This is a genomic window from Micromonospora sp. DT48 (assembly GCF_049844495.1).
GTDB lineage: Bacteria > Actinomycetota > Actinomycetes > Mycobacteriales > Micromonosporaceae > Micromonospora.
This window is the reverse complement of sequence record NZ_JBNCLE010000022.1, coordinates 33,216-51,898: the sequence shown is the minus strand read 5'-3', so window position 1 is coordinate 51,898 and position 18,683 is coordinate 33,216. Positions and strand designations below refer to the sequence as shown.

14 protein-coding genes, 1 tRNA gene and 1 pseudogene are annotated in these 18,683 nt (G+C 71.6%); 8 read left to right on the top strand and 8 right to left on the bottom strand.

Annotated elements, in window-relative coordinates:
• The first annotated feature begins 29 nt into the window (after nucleotides 1-29).
• Entirely contained in the window at nucleotides 30-1,010 is a 981-nt protein-coding gene (locus ACLQ2S_RS23220) for an LLM class F420-dependent oxidoreductase (RefSeq protein ID WP_155218573.1), read from the top strand.
• Nucleotides 1,007-1,801, top strand: a complete 795-nt coding sequence (locus tag ACLQ2S_RS23215; RefSeq protein ID WP_309223289.1) for an SDR family oxidoreductase — start codon at nucleotides 1,007-1,009, stop codon at nucleotides 1,799-1,801. The genes ACLQ2S_RS23220 and ACLQ2S_RS23215 overlap by 4 nt, the downstream gene beginning before the upstream one ends.
• A gap of 2 nt (nucleotides 1,802-1,803) precedes the next feature.
• On the opposite strand, the gene ACLQ2S_RS23210 is transcribed toward ACLQ2S_RS23215, so the two are convergent.
• The 5 genes from ACLQ2S_RS23210 to ACLQ2S_RS23190 form a co-directional block, all read right to left on the bottom strand.
• Nucleotides 1,804-4,128 (bottom strand): transglutaminaseTgpA domain-containing protein, encoded by a 2,325-nt coding sequence (locus tag ACLQ2S_RS23210; RefSeq protein ID WP_425702842.1) that lies wholly within the window; start codon nucleotides 4,126-4,128, stop codon nucleotides 1,804-1,806.
• A complete protein-coding gene (locus tag ACLQ2S_RS23205) occupies nucleotides 4,104-5,303 on the bottom strand; it encodes a DUF58 domain-containing protein (protein WP_425702840.1) in 1,200 nt (399 codons plus the stop codon). Before ACLQ2S_RS23205 ends, ACLQ2S_RS23210 begins: the two co-directional genes overlap by 25 nt.
• A gap of 15 nt (nucleotides 5,304-5,318) precedes the next feature.
• Nucleotides 5,319-6,314, bottom strand: coding sequence for an AAA family ATPase (locus ACLQ2S_RS23200; protein ID WP_425702838.1), 996 nt, complete (start codon nucleotides 6,312-6,314; stop codon nucleotides 5,319-5,321).
• A 24-nt stretch (nucleotides 6,315-6,338) separates the two neighbouring features.
• Complete coding sequence (locus ACLQ2S_RS23195) at nucleotides 6,339-8,951, bottom strand: fibronectin type III domain-containing protein (RefSeq protein WP_425702876.1); 2,613 nt, start codon at nucleotides 8,949-8,951, stop codon at nucleotides 6,339-6,341.
• Nucleotides 8,952-9,138: 187 nt separating this feature from the next.
• On the bottom strand, nucleotides 9,139-10,332 hold the full coding sequence (locus ACLQ2S_RS23190; protein ID WP_425702884.1) for a hypothetical protein: 1,194 nt from the start codon (nucleotides 10,330-10,332) through the stop codon (nucleotides 9,139-9,141).
• Here ACLQ2S_RS23190 and ACLQ2S_RS23185 point away from each other — a divergent pair.
• Together ACLQ2S_RS23185 and ACLQ2S_RS23180 are read left to right on the top strand one after the other, a co-directional pair.
• Nucleotides 10,322-10,522 (top strand): hypothetical protein, encoded by a 201-nt coding sequence (locus ACLQ2S_RS23185; RefSeq protein ID WP_425702882.1) that lies wholly within the window; start codon nucleotides 10,322-10,324, stop codon nucleotides 10,520-10,522. The genes ACLQ2S_RS23190 and ACLQ2S_RS23185 overlap by 11 nt on opposite strands.
• A 282-nt stretch (nucleotides 10,523-10,804) precedes the next feature.
• A complete protein-coding gene (locus ACLQ2S_RS23180; protein WP_425702880.1) occupies nucleotides 10,805-10,927 on the top strand; it encodes a hypothetical protein in 123 nt (40 codons plus the stop codon).
• Between the two features lie 521 nt (nucleotides 10,928-11,448).
• Here the strand turns inward: ACLQ2S_RS23180 and ACLQ2S_RS23175 are convergent.
• Nucleotides 11,449-11,931: pseudogene (locus ACLQ2S_RS23175) on the bottom strand (tetratricopeptide repeat protein); the annotation flags it as partial.
• A 195-nt stretch (nucleotides 11,932-12,126) separates the two neighbouring features.
• Between ACLQ2S_RS23175 and ACLQ2S_RS23170 the strand changes: the two are divergent.
• A tRNA-Leu gene (locus tag ACLQ2S_RS23170) sits at nucleotides 12,127-12,210 on the top strand.
• Nucleotides 12,211-12,212: 2 nt separating this feature from the next.
• Here the strand turns inward: ACLQ2S_RS23170 and ACLQ2S_RS23165 are convergent.
• Nucleotides 12,213-13,685 carry a recombinase family protein gene (locus ACLQ2S_RS23165; protein ID WP_425702836.1) on the bottom strand — a complete coding sequence of 491 codons (1,473 nt, stop codon included), beginning with the start codon at nucleotides 13,683-13,685 and terminating at the stop codon, nucleotides 12,213-12,215.
• A gap of 423 nt (nucleotides 13,686-14,108) precedes the next feature.
• On the opposite strand from ACLQ2S_RS23165, the gene ACLQ2S_RS23160 reads away from it, so the two are divergent.
• The gene (locus ACLQ2S_RS23160) at nucleotides 14,109-15,155 is read left to right on the top strand and encodes a beta family protein (protein WP_425702834.1); all 1,047 of its coding nucleotides are present in this window, start codon (nucleotides 14,109-14,111) and stop codon (nucleotides 15,153-15,155) included.
• Nucleotides 15,130-16,524: a chromate efflux transporter gene (gene chrA, locus ACLQ2S_RS23155; RefSeq protein ID WP_425702832.1), complete on the top strand. Its 1,395-nt coding sequence runs from the start codon at nucleotides 15,130-15,132 to the stop codon at nucleotides 16,522-16,524. Before ACLQ2S_RS23160 ends, chrA begins: the two co-directional genes overlap by 26 nt.
• 200 nt (nucleotides 16,525-16,724) lie before the next feature.
• Here chrA and ACLQ2S_RS23150 read toward each other — a convergent pair whose 3' ends face one another.
• Nucleotides 16,725-17,651, bottom strand: a complete 927-nt coding sequence (locus ACLQ2S_RS23150) for an NmrA family NAD(P)-binding protein (RefSeq protein WP_425702830.1) — start codon at nucleotides 17,649-17,651, stop codon at nucleotides 16,725-16,727.
• A 99-nt stretch (nucleotides 17,652-17,750) separates the two neighbouring features.
• On the opposite strand from ACLQ2S_RS23150, the gene ACLQ2S_RS23145 reads away from it, so the two are divergent.
• Complete coding sequence (locus ACLQ2S_RS23145; protein WP_425702828.1) at nucleotides 17,751-18,326, top strand: TetR/AcrR family transcriptional regulator; 576 nt, start codon at nucleotides 17,751-17,753, stop codon at nucleotides 18,324-18,326.
• Nucleotides 18,327-18,683 lie beyond the last annotated feature (357 nt).

Here is an 18,683-nt window from a genome sequence, read left to right as displayed (position 1 = left end):
ACCATCGACCGATGACGACGCGATGGGCAATGACGGTGCCGTTGAGCGGAATCCCGCTCGCTGACCACGCCGCGGTGTACGCGGCCCTCGCCGACGCCGGTTACACCGACGTGTGGTCCTCCGAGGTCAACGGGTACGACGCGTTCACCCCGCTGACGCTGGCCGCTGCCTGGCAGCCCGGACTGCGGCTGGGAACCGCGATCACACCGGCCTTCACCCGAGGACCCGGTCTGCTGGCGATGAGCGCCGCCGCGCTCGCCGACATCGCCCCCGGCCGGTTCGCCCTCGGCATCGGCGCGTCGTCGCCGGTGGTGGTCTCCGACTGGAACGCCGTCGAGTTCACCGAACCGTTCAAGCGCACCCGTGACGTGCTGCGCTTCCTGCGGTCGGCGCTGCGCGGAGAGACCGTCGACGGCGCCTTCGACACCTTCGCCGTACGCCGGTTCACCCTGGAACGCCCCCCGGCGGTGCCGCCGTCGCTGGTGCTGGCCGCGTTGCGGCCCGGCATGCTGCGGCTGGCCGCCGCCGAGGCCGACGGAGTCATCCTCAACTGGCTCGCCGCCACCGACGTACCCCGGGCGATGGCCGAGCTGGGGCAGCGGCACGAGCAGTTCGAGGTGTCCGCCCGGATCTTCGTCTGCCCCACCGAGGACGCCGCGTACGCCCGCGCCCTCGGCCGACGGATGATCACCAGCTATCTGACCGTGCCCGCGTACGCGGAGTTCCACCGCTGGCTCGGTCGGCAGGAGGCCCTGGCCGACATGTGGTCGGCGTGGGCGGCCGGGGACCGGCGCGGTGCCCTGGCCGCGATCCCGGACGAGGTGGTCGACGCGCTGATCCTGCACGGCTCGCCCGAGCAGTGCCGCGACCAGGCGAGGCGCTACGCCGACGCCGGGGTGGACGTGCCCATCCTGGCGCTGCTGCCGACCCCGGAGCTCACCGCCGCCGACCCGGTGGCCCTGGCCACGCTGATCGCCCGGCTCGGGCTGGACGCGAAGGAGGCGGCGTGAACCTCACCGACCGGGTAGCGGTGATCACCGGCGGGGCCGGAGGCATCGGCGCGGCGCTGGCCCGACGGTTCGTCGCCGAGGGGGCGGCGGCGGTGATCCTGGCCGACCTGGACGGCGCCGCCGCCGAGGCGGTCGCCGCAGAGGTGGGCCCGTCGGCCCGTGGGGTCGCGGTCGACGTCACCGACGAAAAACAGGTACGCGACCTGGTCGCCGACACCGAACGCCGCCACGGCCGGATCGACGTGTTCTGCGCCAACGCCGGGGTGACCACCGGCGGGGGAGTGGAGGTCGACGACGCCGGTTGGGACCGGGCCTGGCGGGTCAACGTGCTCGCCCACGTCTACGCCGCCCGCGCGGTGCTACCGGCGATGCTCGACCGGGGCAGTGGCTACCTGCTGCACACCTGCTCGGCGGCGGGCGTGCTGACCGCCGTCGGGGACGCCGCCTACACGACCACCAAACACGCCGCGGTGGGCTTCGCCGAATGGCTGTCGGTCACCTACCGCGACCGGGGGATCCGGGTCAGCGCGCTGTGCCCGCAAGGCGTCGACACCCCGATGCTGGCCGACGGGCTGGCCGCCGGGCACCTGGGCGCCCGGGTCATCGCGGCCTCCGGCACCGTGCTGAGCCCCGACGACGTGGCTGCGGCGGCGGTGGCCGGGATGGCGGAGGAACGGTTCCTGATCCTGCCGCACCCCGAGGTCGCCGACTACGCCCGCCGCCGTGCCGAGGACCCCGACGGCTGGCAGTCCGGCCTCCGCAAACTCATCCGCCGCCTGACCACCGCCTAGCGTCAGTGGGGCCAGCGCAGGGGGCCCGGGTGCACGGACCAGAGGACCCGCCGCCAGCGGGAGCGGGCGGCACGTAGCGCCCCGCTGTAGGTGGTGGCCGCCTCGGCGGCTGCCCCGGCCTGCTCCACGGTGGCCGCCCCCGGTGCGAAGCCGACCTGGTTGATCAACCGGGCCAGGTCGTCGACCGCCCGGTGCGCCGCCACCGGCCCGTCACCGCCACCGCCAGCCTCGGCGGTGGTGGTGCTCCGGTCGAACGCTTCGGTCAAAGCGTGGTGGGCCACCGTGGCGACCTCGCTGGCGGACAGGTCGGCGGCTACTGGTCGGCCGGCCAGCCGCAGCGCGTCGGTCAGCTCCCGCCAGGCACCGGCGATGCGCTGCGCGGGATCACCCCGGTGCAGCCGGGCCCGGGTCCGAGCCCGACGTAGCCCGGCGAGGACCACCAGCGCCGCCCCGACCAGGAGCAGCAGGCCACCAGCGGCACCACCGGCCAGCACCGGCACCGGTACGCCTCCGGAGTCCGCCGCATCACCGGCAGCGGCCGGTGCCGGTGGCGAGGCGGTCGGCTCCAGGGTGGGCTCCGGCTGCTCCGACGGCGGCGGATCCTCCGGCTTGGGACGGAAATCCTCCTCCACCGGTCGCGGTTCGTCGTCCGGTCGGGGCAACGGGTCGAACGCCACCCAGCCGAGGCCGTCGAAAAGCACCTCCGGCCAGGCGTACGCGTCGGCGGCCCGCACCGGACCCGACTCGGCAGCGGCGAACCCGACCACCACCCGGGTCGGCAGCCCGGCGAGCCGACCCAGCACCGCGAACGACGCCGCGAACTGCTCGGACGTGCCACGTTGGCCACCACCGTTACGCGGGCCGAACAGGAAGAACGCCAGGTTCGGGTAGGCGTGGCCACTCGGCGCGTCGGCGACCAGCCGGTAGTGCTCCGCCAGCCACTGCTCGATCGCCGCCGCCCTCGCGTACGGGGCGCCGTTCTCCTCAGCCAACTGCGTGGCGAGCCGCCGCAACTGTTCGGGCGCGCCGTCCGGGACGTGCAGCACCCGGGCCACCGCGTCACCGGCCGGGGTGCTGGCGGTGGCCAGCAGGTTGACGTCCGGACGCTCCCGAGCCGAGGTCACCGTGTAGCGCAAACCCGGGACGAGACCGTCGGGACGGATCAGGGTGCCGGTGCCCGGGTCGTAGGCGACCCGGGCACCGCTGACCTCACGCGGGGTGGGGACCGCGGGCAGCAACCGCCCACTGAGGTCACCGACGGTGATCTCCTGCCGGACGGTCTCGACAGTGGCGTACGGGGCCGGTTCGGTGGCGGGCAGGATCCGGCCCGCGTTGCGGTAGGTCGCGCCCACCCGCCAGGTGACCCCGTCGTAGTCGCTGAGCACCGCCAGGCGGATCCGCACCCCACCGCCGCCCGCCGCCGAATCCGGCGGCCCGTCGGCCGGGGCCGTCGAGTCAGGGGCATCGGGGCGCTCGGTCGCCACCTGGAACAGTTGCTGCTCCGGGTTCAGCGCCCAACCGGAGATCCGGATCAGCGGATTCTCGTCCAGCGTCTCCACCTGCGGCGGCTCCACGTAACGGCGCGGATCCACCGGCCGGGAATCCACCAGGGCGGCCACCGCCGGGCCGAGCAGCGCCGCCGACGCCACCACCACGGCCGTACCGGCGGCCGAGGCGACCGCCAGCCGGGCGCGTACCCCGGAACGCGCCGTCGGATCGAGCCCGTCGACCGGATCGTCGCCCGCTGCCCGCGACGGCACCGCCAACCCGAGCGCCGCCGCCACCACCAGCGCCACCGTCGCACCGATCGCCGGCTCGGCGTTCGGTCCGACCACGTACACCGCGCCGACGTGGAGCAGCACCGGCGGCAGGTAACCCAGCAACACCCGCCCGGCCCGCAGCGCCACCTCCGAAGCGGCCAACCCGGCCAGCCAGGCGGCGACCACCGGCAACAGGATCGTGTCCGGCGTCGGCTCCACCGGGATCATCGCGGTCAGCAGCCGGGGGATGGCGTTGCGGGCGGCGTCACCGGCCACCTCGACGAACCCGCCGGGCACCTGCGCCTGCGTGGCAGCCACCCGCAGGCTCACCACCGTCCACCCGAACATGGCCAGCACCGACACCGGCGCCACCAGCCAGGACGGCAACCGACGGGTCACCACACTGACCGCCACCGACCCGACCGCCGCGCCCGCCACCAGCATGGTCAGCAGCGACCCCGCGTACACCCGACCGAGCACCACACCGGCCAGCGCGATCATCACGACCAGCGTCACCGGCACCACGGTCGCCCGCAGCAGCCTCACCACCGGCGTACCCCGTCCCATTCGGCGGCGAACGCCGCCCCGTCGGCCGCGTCGATGACGACCAGGCCCGCCGCGTCCGGCGGCGTCGGCTGCGCCGCCCCGAAGATCCCGACCACCACCGACGGGTACGCGCGACGCAGCGCGCCGAGATGCCCCAGATCCTCGGCCGCACCCGGCCCGGTGAGGACGACGAGGGTGTCACCGAGCCGGTCACGGCGCAACCGCGCCGCCGCAGCCTCCAATGTGCCCTCGCCGGTCAGCGTCACCGCCGCCAACCGGTCCAACGGCCCGGTCGGACCGGTACCCGACCCGTCGGGCTCATCCGCCCCGTCGGCACCCGATGCCGCACCACCTGCGCCGGCCTCCTCGGCCGCCACGAACAGCAACACCACCGGCAGGTCCTCCCGAACCGCCGCGGTGACCACCGACGCCGCCGCCTCACACGCCGACTCGAAGGACTCCGCCACCCCACGGACGCGGTCCGGATGCGCGACGGCCCGGTTGTCCACCAGCACCACGATCCGGGGCAGGCTGGTGTCCACGTTCTCCCGCACCATCAGCTCACCCACCCGGGCGCTGGTACGCCAGTGCACCCGACGCAGCTCGTCACCGACGACGTACTCCCGCAGCGAGTCGAAGGTGATCGAGCCGTGCGGCACCGCGTCGACCCGCCCGTCGAGACTGCGGCCCGCGCCGGTCGGCACCGCCCGCAGCGGATGGATCCGCGGGTGCACCCACACCGGCACGACCCCGCCGTACGAGCGGGCCAGCACCACCAGACCGAGCGGATCGCGGCGGGTCACCCGCAACGGCCCGACCGGCACCACCCCACGCCGGCTCGTCGGCACGGCGTAACTGACCGTGGTGTCCGCGCCCGCCCGCAACCGCAACACCGGCACCGGCACCGGCAGGTCGCCGCACCGGTCGGTGGCCACCATGCTCACCGCCCGCACCCGACCCGCGTTGTGCACGGTCAACGTCATCGCCGCCGGCTCGCCCCGCGCCACCCGATCCGGATCGGCCTGCCGCGACACCAGCAGCCGAGGCCGCCGGGCCGCAGCGACCAGGGCGACCGCCACGGCGGTACCGGCCGCCGCGCCGAGCAGCGTCAACTCCGGGTACCCGAACCGGAAACCGACCCCCAGCAGCAGCACAGCCGCGCCGAGCAGACCGATGCCCCGGGCGGTGATCCCCACGCCCGACCCCGCCGATCAGCGGTGCGCCGGGGCCGGCTGCCCCGACGGCAGCGGCACCGGCACCGACGCGACCGCCTGCCGCAGCACGTCGGCGGCGGTCACCCCGCGCACCTGAGCATCCGGCGTGAGCAGCAACCGGTGCGCGAAGACCGGCTCGGTGAGCGCCTTCAGATCCTCCGGCATGATCCAACCCCGGCCGTCGATCAACGCGTACGCGCACGCCGCCCGGGTCAACGCGATCACCCCACGAGGACTGACACCCACCCGGACCTGCGGATGGGTTCGCGTGGCCGCCGCCAGCCGCACCGCGTACGCGTACAACGGCTCGGCGATGTGTACCCGCCGGGCCATCCGGACCATCTCACCGACGGTGGCGGTGTCGGTTATCGCCGCGAGCGCCTCGGGGGAGCGGACCGTCGCCCCGCGCAGCACCTCCACCTCCACCGACTCGTCCGGGTACCCCACCGACAACTTCACCAGGAACCGGTCCAGCTGCGCCTCCGGCAGCCGGTACGTGCCGTCCATCTCCACCGGGTTCTGCGTGGCCACCACGAGGAACGGCTGCGGCACCGGATGACGCACCCCGTCGACGGTGACCGTCCGCTCCTCCATCACCTCCAGCAGCGCCGACTGCGTCTTGGGCGACGCTCGGTTGATCTCGTCGGCGATGACGATGTTGGCGAACACCGGACCGGGGTGGAACTCGAAGCCACGGGTGGCCTGGTTGAAGATGGTCACCCCGGACACGTCGGAGGGCAGCAGGTCCGGCGTGAACTGGATGCGCCGCCACTGCCCCTTCACCGTCGCCGCGAGCGCCCGCGCCAGGGTGGTCTTACCCACCCCGGGCACGTCCTCCAGCAGCACGTGCCCCTGGGCGAACAACGCGGTCAAAGCCAGCCGCACCACCTGCGGTTTGCCGAGCACCACCGTGTTGACGTTCTCGGCCAGCCGGGCGGCCAGGGCGGCGAAGCCCTGCACCTCCTGCTGGGTGAGCGGTTCCTGGCTGTTCACGGTGGTGCTCCTCGGCTGGGTCGATCAGCAGGTGGGTAGGACGTTGATGTCGTCCCCGCCCTCCAGGTTGAGCCAGGCCCAGGGGATGTAGTTGCGTCCGCTGTACTCGACCTGCACCCACCAGGTGCTGCGCTTGTCATTGTTGTAGATGTACGCGTACACCTCTTCGCCCCGCTGCTTGCAGTACGCCTTCAACCGGGTGCCCGGCTTCGCCCAGCCGACCTGCCGGTCGTTGTCCTGCCGGGTCACCGAGAAGATCTCGTTGCCGTTGCGGCCGTCCCGGTCCCGGTCGCAGTAGGTGGCCTCGGCACCCGAACTACCGTTGTTGCAGGTGGCGATGCCGTACAGGGCGTCGGTCTGCTGCGCCCTGGTGGCGGTGCCGCTGCCGGCGGCGTTGGTCGCCGTCACCGTGAACGTGTAGCTGGTGCCCGGCGTCAACCCGCTCATCGTGATGCTCGAACACGGGCCGCTCTTGGCCTGCTGACCCGAACGGGACAACGTGCAGGTGGCCTGGCCACCACCGGCGTCCACGGTGAACGTCACCGTCGCCGCCGTCGCGGTCGCCGACGACCCGGTCACCGTCACCCGAGGCACCGCCACCGTACGCGCCGTCGTCGTCGCCTCCGCACCCTCACCGGCCTCGTTGACCGCCCGGACCCGCACCGTGACGTTCTGCCCGTCACCCAGCCCGCCCACAGTCGCCCGGGTGTCGGTGACCTCGCTGCGCCGGCCACCCACCTCCAGCACATAACCGGTCACCGGTCGACCGTTGGCCACCGCGGCAGCCCACTGCACCGCCACCGTTCCCGGCTTGTCGGCCACCGTGCTCGCCCGCAACTCCAACGGCTCACCGGGCACCGTGAACGGCACCACCGTGTTGCTCACCGGCGACGCCTCCGACGCCGCGCCCTTGTCGTTGACCGAGACCACCGTGAACGCGTACTGCGTGCCGTACTCCAGCTCACCGGCCTTGACCACCAACTCGGTGCCGGTCGCCTCACCGACCGGGGCGTTCGTGCCCGCCGACGTGGCCGACACCGCGTACCGGGCGATCGTGTTGCCCTGCCCGTTCGCCTCCGGCCAGCTCACCACCACCGTGCCGTCCGCCCGCGCCTCGGCGGTCACCTCGGTCGGCGAGTCCGGCACGTCAGCGGTCGGCGTCACCGGATTACTCGTCCGGGACGGCCCCGCACCCTTCGCGTTCACCGCGTGCACCGTGAACCGGTACGTCTCACCGTTGGTCAGCTCCTTGACATCCACCGACCGCTGGTTCGCCCCGACCTCCAACCGCTGCCCGGCACCCTCCACCACGTACCGGATGATCTCGGCGCCGTTGGCCGCCGCAGGCCGCCAACTCACCCGGGCCTGCGCGTCACCGGCCGCCGCCGTCACGTTGCGCGGCGCACCCGGCTTGCTCACCTGAGGCTTCTTCGGCGGCGGAGGTGGCGGCGGCGCGGGCTCCGGCGGCGGATCACCACCCAGCACGTCGTTGGCGTACTTGTCGACCTCCCGCACCAGGTGCGAATCATCGACCACCCGCGCGGTCGCCGCGTCCGGCGCGTTGATGAACAGGTAGTTCTCCCGCACCTCCAACTCCAGCGGGCCGTTCCACCTGCCCCGGATCGTGTCGGTCAGCCGGCCCGTCGCGTCGAACGCGTACACCGCGCCCGCCGCCTCGTCCGCACAGTAGAACCGCCCTGCCCAGGCCACCGCCGGACCCAGCCGGTCACCATCGCCCGGCACGGTGAACGACCGCACCTCGCCGGAGTCCGCGATCGCGTGCACCTGCCGCTGCCCGGGCACCGTCACCGGCACCACCGGCCCGCTGGTACGCACCGGCAGGATGCCGGGCCCGGTCAACGTCGAGGTCAGCGCCGTGCGTCGAGTCTTACCGTCGACGACCGTCACCAACGCCCCGGCCGTGCGGTCCAACACCGCCACACCGTCATCCAACGTGGAGACCACCAGCTCGTGGCTCGCCTCCGCCACGTCGTACGACTCGACCCGGGGCGAACCCACCGGCGTGTCCGCGCCGCCCGAGGGCAGCACCGCCGGGGTGATCGCCGACACCGTGCCCTCCGCCGGCACCGCGATCCACAACCGGCCCGCGCCGTCGAACGTGCCACCCGTGATCCCCGGCGGGTAGCGCACCGGCTCGCCCACCGGGGCCAACGTCTGCGGGTTCAGCTGCCGCACCACACCCTGGACCGCGTCCACCACGAACGCCGCGTCCTCGTGCAACGCCACACTCACCCCGAGACCGGGAGTGGTCGGTGTGGTCGCGGTGATCTGCAACGTGGCCAGATCCAACGCGCTGATCTGACCCGTGTTCAGATCCCGCAGCACCAGCAACCGGTCCGTCTGCGTTACCTGCATCGGATGCTGCCGCGCCGCCGGCACCTCCATCCGGGTGTCCACCCGGGCGGTGACCCCGTTGACCCGCGCCAACTCACTACGCGCCGCGCTCCACAACCAGGAACTCGCGTCGAAGCTGGCCACCGCGTTGTCCGCCGAACCGAGACCGAGCACGGTCAAACCCATCGCCGCCAGCAGCGCCACCACCGTGCCCACGGTGACGAGACCACCGCGTACCCGGGATCGGGATCGCGGGGTGCGGGTCGGAACGGCCTCGTCGATGCTCGCCACAGCCGGCAGCCTCCCGTGTCATCTCGGCAGGTGGCGCCCCCGTACGGCGACCCCTCCCCTGAGCCGGGAGCCATCATATGGGCACCCCGTTGACCTCGGGAACCCGCACCGTCCGGCTGTGGACACCCAGCGTGGCGTGTCGTCGGCGTGTCCCGCCACGTCTGTCCGACCGGGAGCCTCAGTCGTTCGGGTCGGTCTCCCGAGAGGTGCACACCTGGTCGGACGTGGCGAACTGATCGGTGTCGTAGACGGCGAGCACCGCGAAGCAGTAGTTCACCCGGGTGCTCAATCCGTTGACCGTGTAGCTGGTCCGCCCCGGATCCACCGTGGCCATCATGCCGAGCGACTGCCCGGTCCGCCCACCGGCCACCATGAACGGCACCAGCCCGTCCGACGGATCCGTCCAGGTCAACGTGATCGTCGTGGTGTCGTCGCGCATCGTCAGGTTCCCCGGCGGCGGGCCGACCGAGTCCGGCGACGCCGACGGGGTGGCCGGTGGCGCGGGAGGCTGCGCGGTCCGTCGGTCCAGGACCAACAGACCCACCCCGATCACCGCGGCCAGGGCCACCAGGACCGCCACCACCGCCACCACGATCGCCACCCGGTTACGGCCCGACGACGGCTCCCGGTACGGCGAGCCGACCCCCGGAGGCTGGGAACCGGGCTGCCCCCAGGCCGGGGGCGTGGCAGACCCGGGATAGGGCGGGGCAGCGCCGTGGCCGCCAAGCTGTGAGTATCCCGGTGAACCCTGCGGCTGGAAACCATGACCCGGATCCTGCGGCCGTGGGCCATCCTGCTGGTCGCCCCCCGGACCGTACGCTCCGGCACCGCTGACCGACCCGGACGGACCGCTGACCTGACCGTGCGGGCTGGACGGGCTGGCACCGCCGAGCTGCGGGTGTGGGCCGGACGGGTGGGCACCGCCGACCGGGCCGGGCGGGTTGGTGCCGCCGACCGGGCCGTACGGGGCGGGTGCCGGGTGGGATCCACCGGGCGGCAGGTAGCCCGCCGGTCCACCGGTGGGTGCTCCACTGGTCGGCGGCGCGTAGCCGGTGCCGCTGGTCGGCGCGTACCCGGACGGGGCGCTGGTCGGGCCGGGTTGAGGCAACGGCGCGGTCAGTTCGTACGGACCCGCCGTCGGACTGGCCAGCGCGGGCGGCGCGCTGGCCGGTGGCGCGCTGGCCGGTGGCGCGCTGGCCGGTGGCGCGCTGGCCGGTGGCGCGCTGGCCGGTGGCGCGCTGACCGGCGGTGCGCTGGTTGGTTGGGTGTGGCTCCATGCGGTGCTGGTCGGTGGTGCGCTGACCGGCGGGGCGCTGGTGGGTTGGGTGTGGCTCCATGCGGTGCCGGTGGGGTGGCCCGGTGTGGGTAGCACGCTCGTCGGTTCGGTGTGGCTCCACGCGGTGCTGGTCGGTGGCGCGCTGGTGGGTGGCGCGCTGGTGGGTGGCGCGCTGACGGGCGGGGCGCTGACCGGTTGTCCCGGGGGCGACGGCTCGGTGACCGCCGACGGGGCCGGGGAGGTGCTCACCGGCGTTTGTGGGCCGGCGGCTTCCGCCGAAGGCTGAGCTCCACGGCCGCTGCGCGCCGCTTCCTCTTCCAACAGGGGGCCGATCTGCTGGACCCGGATGGTGGGCCGGGACCACCCGGGATGCCCGGCCGCGGCAGCCGCGGCGTCGGCCGAGGCCGGGCCGTCCGCTGCCGGGAACGGCCGCAGCACGCCGGTCGGTTCGTCCTCCTCCATCGACTCACGCGGAGCTGGCAACTCGCGCGGAGCCGGTCCTGCCTCCGCTGTCCGCGCCGGTTCCGCGTGAGCCGACGGCGCGGTGTGCGGCGAAGGCGACGGTGCGGTGTGCGGCGGTGCGCTCGCGGGCGGTGCGCTGTGCGGCGTGTCGCCCGGCTGCCCGGTCACGGCGGTGGCCGGAACCGGCGGCACCACCGGCGCGGGTGGCACCGCCACCGACCGGGCCTGATCAACCGGAGACGCGACGGACCCAGCCGACTGATCATGGAAGGGGGTCCGCGCCTGCGGCACCACGGGAGGCGGCGGGACCTGTGATGGGGCAGCCGGTCCTGGCGCAGTCACCGGACCTCGAGACGGGTCAGGCGGCGCGGCGGGCTGCGGAATCCGCGGGGGCGGCGGGATCTGCGGGGTGGTGGTTGGTGGTACGGGGGGCGGCGGTGGAATCCGCGGGGCCGTGATCGGCGGCGGCGGAACCTGGGGTGGGGCGGGTGGCCCTGCCTCCACTGCGACCGACGGTGGCAAGGGCGCGACCGGTTGGGCCGGTGCGGTAGACCCGGATGCTGGGCCGGAAACAGGAGAGGCGGCAGCGGCTCCGGGGCCACCGGGAGTCGGATGGGCGGCGGTCGGCGTGGCGGCCGAGACGGAGCGAGCCGGCGCGGCCGTGGACGCATCATGGGGTTTCCACATCGTGGAAAGCGCAGCCAGAGAAACTGTCGGCTCGTCCAGCGCACCCCGGCCCGGCTGGTTCGCCGGGCTAGTGGGGGAGGCCGCAGGGGGGGGAGGCTGAGGCGCGGGAGCGGCATCGCCGAGGTACTCCCGTGCGGTGCGTACCGCCGGATGGTCGGCGCCGAGCACGGCGGGCCCGGCGGCGGCCACGCGGGTGTAGTTCCGGCGCGCCTCGTGGCGGTTGCCCAACTCGTCGGCGACGGACGCCAACTCGAAGGCCAACGCCAGCATCAACGGATCGGCATGCGGCCAGCGGCGTTCCCCGGCGGCGAACGCCTCCTCCAACACCCGTCGGGCCGCGCTCGGGTCGTCCGCCTCCCGGTGCAGCCTGGCCAGCAGATGCGCGGTGCTGAGCATGTCCGGATGATCCTTGCTGAAGGGCGGTTGAGCGGACTCGACCGCGTCGGTCAGCAGGTCACGGGCGGCAGCGAGGTTACCCGCAGCACGCAGCGCGAGGGCCCGTTGCTGAGCGACGGCCAGGGGAGAAGCATGGGGCACGACGCCCATGCTGCCGGGTACGGGCACCTCGACGCTACCCAGCCGTCGACGGCTCGCCGCGAGCTCGCGTGCGATCCGCGGGACAGGCCCCGGTACCGATGTGCATGATCCATCTGCGGCGTGTACAGTAACTCCCCGTGCAGCCCACCGGGCAGCCTACGGGTGATGAGACACCGAGGCTGGCGCGGTAGGCTGGGCAAGTAGGTCCGGGTGGCGGAATGGCAGACGCGCTAGCTTGAGGTGCTAGTGCCCGTATAGGGCGTGGGGGTTCAAGTCCCCCCTCGGACACGTTAACCCCCACCAAAGCCGTTCATGTTTTCGAGCGGTTCGGGTGGGGGTCGTTGCTTTTGGCGCGGGATTCCTGCTGGCGACGGCTGGCGGCCGAGGGTGATGGTGTCGGCATCGCAGGTGATGGTGATCTGGTTCGCCCGCAGATAGGCGGCGATGGCTCGTGGGCCGTCGTCGGCTTCTGTCGTCCGGTCGTCGAGTTGCCGTGCGATGCGGGCGAGGAGCAGATCTTCGCGGAGGTACAGCGGTTTGGGCCGGCCAGGTTGTGGCGGGCTGGCGCTGGTGTGGCCGTGTCGGCACCGGTAGCCGGATCGTCCGTGTATCCAGTGTGCGTCGGCCCGTCGGCCGCAGGTTCGGCAGATGACCAGTCCGGTGAGTAGGTACCGGCGTGGTTGGCCGTCCTCGGGTGTGGCGACGGCGTTGACGGTTTGGGCTTGGACGAAGTCCGTCTCGCTGACCAGCGGCGGGTGGACCAACCGTGTGGACAGTATCCACTGGTCTCGTGGGTTCCATCGCCGTACCGATCCTCGGCTGGTGCGCCGGTCTCCGGGCTCAGTTTCCTGGTGGTCGGTGTACTGCCGGTTCCACACCTGCCGTCCGGTGTAGCGGGGGTTGGCGAGGATTTCCGCGACCGTGCGTACGGTCCAGCCTTCTGCTGTCCGGTGCGGGTTGCGGGTGCGGTCGTACTGCGATGGGGATGGCACACCCTGGTGGTTGAGGGTGCGGGCGATACCGGCGGCGCTGGTTCCGGCGATCCGCTGGGCGAAGATCGATCGTACGTGTGGTGCGGTGATCGGGTCGGGGTCGAGTCGGTGTAGTCGGCGGCCCCAGCGGGCGTGTGCGGTGTTGGGGTGGGGTCCGGCGTCGGCGAGGCGGTAGCCGTAGGGTGGTCGTCCGCCGAGGTGGCGGCCCTGGTCGCGGGCTTGGGCGCGCATGGCCATCGTGGTGCGGAACCGGGCGCGCAGGACCTCCCGTTTCGACTGGTGTCCGAGCAGCATGGCCAGGGCTTGGTGGGTGGGGTCGTTCAGGTCGATGGGTCCGCGGGTCTCGGGGAGCCACAGTTGGATCTCGTGAGCGGCCAGCATGGCGGCGACGTGGGTGAGCTGGTCACCGTGGAAAGCGCGTTCGTACTCGCCGATGATCACCGCGTCGAACATCCGGCACTGCCCGGTGGCGGCGGTCAATAGTGCGGCGGCTTGCGGGCGGGCGTGCCACGGCACCCGCCGGGAGCAGCCGATGTCGAAGTACTCGGCGACGATCTTCCCCTGGTAGGTGATGGTCCGATGTGCCGAGTCGAGTTGCCAAGCCCGTGACGAGGCGGCGTCCTGGTAGTCGGCGGTGGAGATCCGCCCGTAGAACGCGAACCGCAAACCGCCGACAGCAGGTGGTGGCCGGTGCCCTCGGACTCGGGGTTGCGTGTTGTGCAGCCATCCGGCCAGGAGATCGGGCTGGTTGACTCTCGCCGTAGCGCCCATGGAGATCACCTCGATGCGACACCTCATCCTGTCCAACGAACCACGCACGTACCGATGACCTGTCTGGACCAGTCAGACCGGGAAACACATCAACCGCTCTACGACAGCAGGGACACCTCAGCAACCTCGCTGTTGACCACCCCCGCGCTAACGGAGTCGCTCACTGCCGTGAACAGCGGACTCAAAGATCAAATTCGACCCATGGCGCGCCTGACGTTTGGCTCCGGGATGTGCCAGTGGCCGTTGGCTTAAACGTCTTGCGGGGCCGAGGCCGACTCAATCGGCTTTCGTGGTGAACGAAAGTCCTTGGGCTCGCGACGTCTCGACTGCCCAGAGCAAGGACGGGGAGTTGTCAATCGGTCACCTAACGTTGACCATAGATGGAGGTGACTGACTGGGGGCAAGGCCGGCAGGAACGGACTCATGGTCACGTACATGCCCATCCTCAAAGGCCGGGAAGGCGAGTTCAGAGCGTTCGCGCACCTGCCCGCTGCACTGGTGCGGCATGTATTGCCGATCTTTGAGGTGGTCCCGACTGTCAACGGCCCGACCAAGGATGCCTACCGATTCGGCAAGCAGGTATGCGAGTCGGTGCCTGCCGATCTGACGATCGCGGTTGATGTGCGGCATCTCGCCGATCCAACCGAGGGTGTGCGTCGGCCCATGCGCGACATCGCTGACGACCTCGCGGCCTGGGGAGTCCCGATGCTGCCAGTCCTACACCTGTACGACACTGAGGCGCGGGTGGCCGATGTGTGGCACGCGGCCGACCTTCATAGCGGCCACACCCTTCTCCGGCTGGGCAGCGACACCCGCGACCCAGACGACGGGGAAGCCGAGGAGGCGTTGGATCGCCTTCGTAATGAGATGGGCCTGACCATCGAGCATTGCCACCTGGTCCTTGACGTGTTCGAAGTGCGATCCGAACGCGATCTGACCAGAGTCGAGCCGATCGTCCGCAAATGCGTGTCCTGGGCTCTGCGCTACCCTTGGCGTTCGATTACGGTCGCCGCCGGCGCCATGCCGCAGAGCATCTCGCACCTCCCGGTCTACACGCCCACACCGCTACGGCGCTGGGACCTGCAACTGTGGCAGCGCGTGCGGGACCTCGGCATCCACTACGCGGACTACGGTATCGCCCATCCAGGAGCGGCCGGAGCTGCCTGGCGACCTATGCCGAGTCTGCGCTACACCCACGATGAGGTGTGGTGGATCTACCGTTGGCCACAAGGCAAGACCGACAGACCTGCGATGTACGACCTGTGCAACGCGCTGGTGGCCTCCGACCACTGGCATCCAGAAGGACGAGACTTTTCCTGGGGCGACCATCAGATTGCGGCGCGGGCGAAGGGCGTCGGCGGGCCCGGCAACGCCTCAAACTGGCGCGCATGGGCTACCTCGCACCACCTCGCACAGGTCATAGACCAAATCCAAAGATCCGGTCATGCCGACCTGCGCTCCAACTTGTGACCGGCCGCAGTTCGACGGGCTCGACGAGTACTACCGCCGCGCGCTGCTCTTAGGACGCACGCTCTCCTTGCAGACCTTCGGCGGCCCGGCCGGGCAGATCGCCGTCATGCAGCGCCACCTGGTCGACGGGCGCCGCTGGATCGGGCAGCGCCGGTTTCTGCACGCGCTGAACTACTGCATGCTCCTGCCCGGTCCCGAGGCCCAACAGCTCGCGATCTACGTCGGATGGCTCCTCAACGGCTTCCGAGGCGGATTGGTCGCCGGGACCCTGTTTGTGCTTCCCGGGCTGTTCGCGCTGCTGGCCCTGTCGGCGGTCTACGTCGGCTACGGCGACACTCACGCCGTCACCGCCGTGTTCGCCGGCCTCGCCCCGGCCGTGGTCGTAATCGTCGCTCAGGCGGTGTGGCGGGTCGGCAGCCGAGCCCTCAGCAACAAGGTTCTGGTCGGCTTCGCCGTCGTCGCGTTCGTCGCCCTCGCCGCGTTCGGCGTGCCGTTCCCGGTCGTCATCGCGTTCGCCGCGCTCGCCGGTTGGGCCGTGCACCGATGGCGATCGCACCTCGTCACCGCGGGTGGGCACGGCGGCAACGGCACCGACGGCCCGGCGCCGTTGATCCGCGACGACGCCCTGCACCACGACAGCCCGTCCGCCCGGCGGGCCGCCACGATCCTCGCCGTCGGACTCGTCGCCTGGTTCGCCCCGGTCACGCTGGTCGCCGCCACCACCGGCATCGGCAGCGTCTACACCCAGCAGGGCCTGTTCTTTTCCGGCACGGCGGTGGTCACCTTCGGCGGTGCCTACGCCGTCCTGGCCTACGTAGCCCAACGGGCAGTCGAGGACTACGGCTGGCTCTCCGCCGGAGACATGGTTCGTGGTCTGGCGCTGGCCGAGAGTACCCCCGGGCTGCTGATCATGGTGGTGCAGTTTGTCGCGTTCCTTGGCGCCTACCATCACCCGGGAAGCCTCGACCCGTGGGTCGCGGGAGTCGTGGGTTCGCTGCTGACCACCTGGGTCACGTTCGTGCCCTGCTTCCTGTTCATTCTGCTCGGCGCGCCCTACGTCGAACGCCTGCGTACCAACCACAGCCTCTCCGCCGCGCTGACCGGCATCACCGCCGCCGTCGTGGGCGTGATCGCCAACCTCGGCCTGTACTTCACGGTCCATACCCTGTTCGTCGACAGCCGCACGGTCACCGGTGGGCCGCTGCGCCTGGAACTGCCGGAGATGGCCACGGTGCGGTGGATACCGCTGGGCATCGCTGTTATCGCCGGTGTGCTGATCTTCCGGTTCAAGTGGTCCGTGCTGCGCGTACTCGGAGTCAGCGCCCTTCTCGGCCTCGCCGCCGGACTGGCCGGCCTACCTGTCACCTGACCAGCCACAGAACTGGCCGACCAGGACACCAGCGCGACCGTCGGTGCACACCACCTGGCCAGACCCTGGTCCACGAGCCGCGTCATCCGCGCGGATCGCCGAATGGATAGATCAACTGGAGCGCCAGCCTCGGCGAGGTTGTCCCACACCTCCAGTGGTCCGCGACCTGCGGTCGTGGCGGCAACCCTGGGTCTTGTCGGTCAGGTCGCGGACCGTAGGTGTCGGTTCGCCCATTCCTCGAAGGTCGTGAGCGGGATGCCGAGTGCGCGAGCGTACTCGGGACGGGCCGGCTGTCCCACAGCCTCCGTGAGTTCGTGCCCGATGATTGCCCAGTCCGGCATGCCCGCGGCGACAGCCTCCTCGGCCGTCATGTCGGGCGCGGTCAGTTCGATGCCCAGGGCGCGGGAGAGGATCTCGGCGATCTCGCTCATCGCCAGGTAGTCGCTGGCCAGTTCCAACTCGACCCGGTCGAACCGCTTTGGTTCGGCGATCGCCGCGGCGGCGGCCCGGCCGATGTCCTCGACCGCGACGAGGGAGAGTCGGGTCTGCGGCTTCAGCACGGTCACCAGGCCGCCCTCGACGCCGCGCGGGAACAGGTACGCCGCCGCGGGCAGCAGGTTCTCCATGAAGAAGCCCGGCTTGAGGAGCGTCCAGTGTGTGAAACCGGCCTCGCGTACCCGGTCCTGGATTCCCGCCTTGGCGGTGTAGTAGGGCTCCATGGGCGCCCAGCGGCCTTCCGCCCAGCCGGGGAACTCGGTGTGCTGCCCGGCGCCGGAGACCGTGGTCTGCACGAACTGCGGTACGCCTGCGGCGATTGCGGCCTCGATCAGGTTGAGGCCCTGGCGGTGCTCGCCGGGGAAGTCGAGTCCGCCGTCCTTCATCGGGGGCCTCTGGACCGAGAAGACCGCTCGGGCGCCCTGGGCCGCACTGGTCAGGGAGTCGCAATCGTCCAGGTCACCGGCACGCAGTTCGGCGCCGAACGCCTCGATGGTCTTGGCCCGTTCGGTGGCGGGGTCGCGGACCAGCGCCCGGACGGGTACGCCCGCGGCGAGCAGGGCGCGGGCTGTGGCTCCACCCTGCTGTCCGGTGGCGCCGACGACCAGGACCGGTGCGGAATCGATGGACACATGGTCTCCTCGTGGCAGGTCAAGCTAAACGGCGGGGTGCGCCGTTTATTCCTGGTACGATACGGCGGGCCCCGCCACTTAGCAATCGTGAGGTGCCTCATGCCCGGTCAGCGAGCGGACGCTCGGCGCAACTACGCGCTCCTACTCACCGCTGCCGAAGAGGAGATCGCCCGGTACGGCGCTGAAGCGTCCATGGAGCAGATCGGCCGCAGGGCAGGGGTGGGATCTGGCACCGTACGTCGGCACTTTCCTAACCGGCATGCACTGCTGGAGGCGGTCTTCCGCGCCCGCATCGAGACCCTCCGCGACCACGCCCGCGATCTCGCCGACTCGTCCGACGCCCGAACGGCGCTGCTCACCTGGCTGGGCGCCGTCACCGCTTCCACCGCGACCATCCGGGGACTGGCGGTCGCGCTGGCCCGCAGCTGCGCGACCGAACCCGGCGCGGCGCACGCGCACTGCGCCTCCGCGCAACTCACCGAGGCTGGTGACCCACTGGTCCGGCGCGCCGCCCAGGACGGCGCGGTGGCGACCGGCGTGACCATCACGGACCTGCTCACGCTGGTCACCGGTCTCGCGCTGGCGACCGAACACCACCCGGACCCGGCCGCCGAGACGGACCGGCTGCTGCACCTGGCGATTGAAGGGATCAGCCCAACGCCCCAGACCCGTTGACAGGGTCGCTCGGGTCGATCCGACCATTGGCCCCTGCGACCGACCGGCCATTCAGTCACTCAGCCTTGATTCACCGACGCCTCCTCTCACCTGGTCATGCTTTCCAGTCAGACCGCGTCGACGCACTCATCAACGAAGCCACGGCAGCGGTCAGCTGAGCCTTCCCGGGAGGTTGAGGCGGGGCTTGATCGCGCAAGGGACCTGCATGAGGGACCTTGCTCGGTGGCAGCGGCCGGTAACACCGCGCGCCGAAGCGCGGGGTGACGGCGGTCATGGAAAAGCGGAGTGCGCCTTGGCCGTCGACGCCGAGAATGTCGTCCGGGTTGGGAGTGGGGCAGGACTTCAGCGAGCGCCGTC

Bases quoted from the DNA above. Each gene is read 5' to 3' on its own strand.
- ACLQ2S_RS23145 (WP_425702828.1), top strand. From the start codon at position 17,751: ATGCCCGGTCAGCGAGCGGACGCTCGGCGCAACTACGCGCTCCTACTC.
- ACLQ2S_RS23165 (WP_425702836.1), bottom strand. From the start codon at position 13,685: ATGGGCGCTACGGCGAGAGTCAACCAGCCCGATCTCCTGGCCGGATGG.
- ACLQ2S_RS23160 (WP_425702834.1), top strand. From the start codon at position 14,109: ATGGTCACGTACATGCCCATCCTCAAAGGCCGGGAAGGCGAGTTCAGA.
- ACLQ2S_RS23220 (WP_155218573.1), top strand. From the start codon at position 30: ATGACGGTGCCGTTGAGCGGAATCCCGCTCGCTGACCACGCCGCGGTG.
- ACLQ2S_RS23210 (WP_425702842.1), bottom strand. From the start codon at position 4,128: ATGGGACGGGGTACGCCGGTGGTGAGGCTGCTGCGGGCGACCGTGGTG.
- chrA (WP_425702832.1), top strand. From the start codon at position 15,130: ATGCCGACCTGCGCTCCAACTTGTGACCGGCCGCAGTTCGACGGGCTC.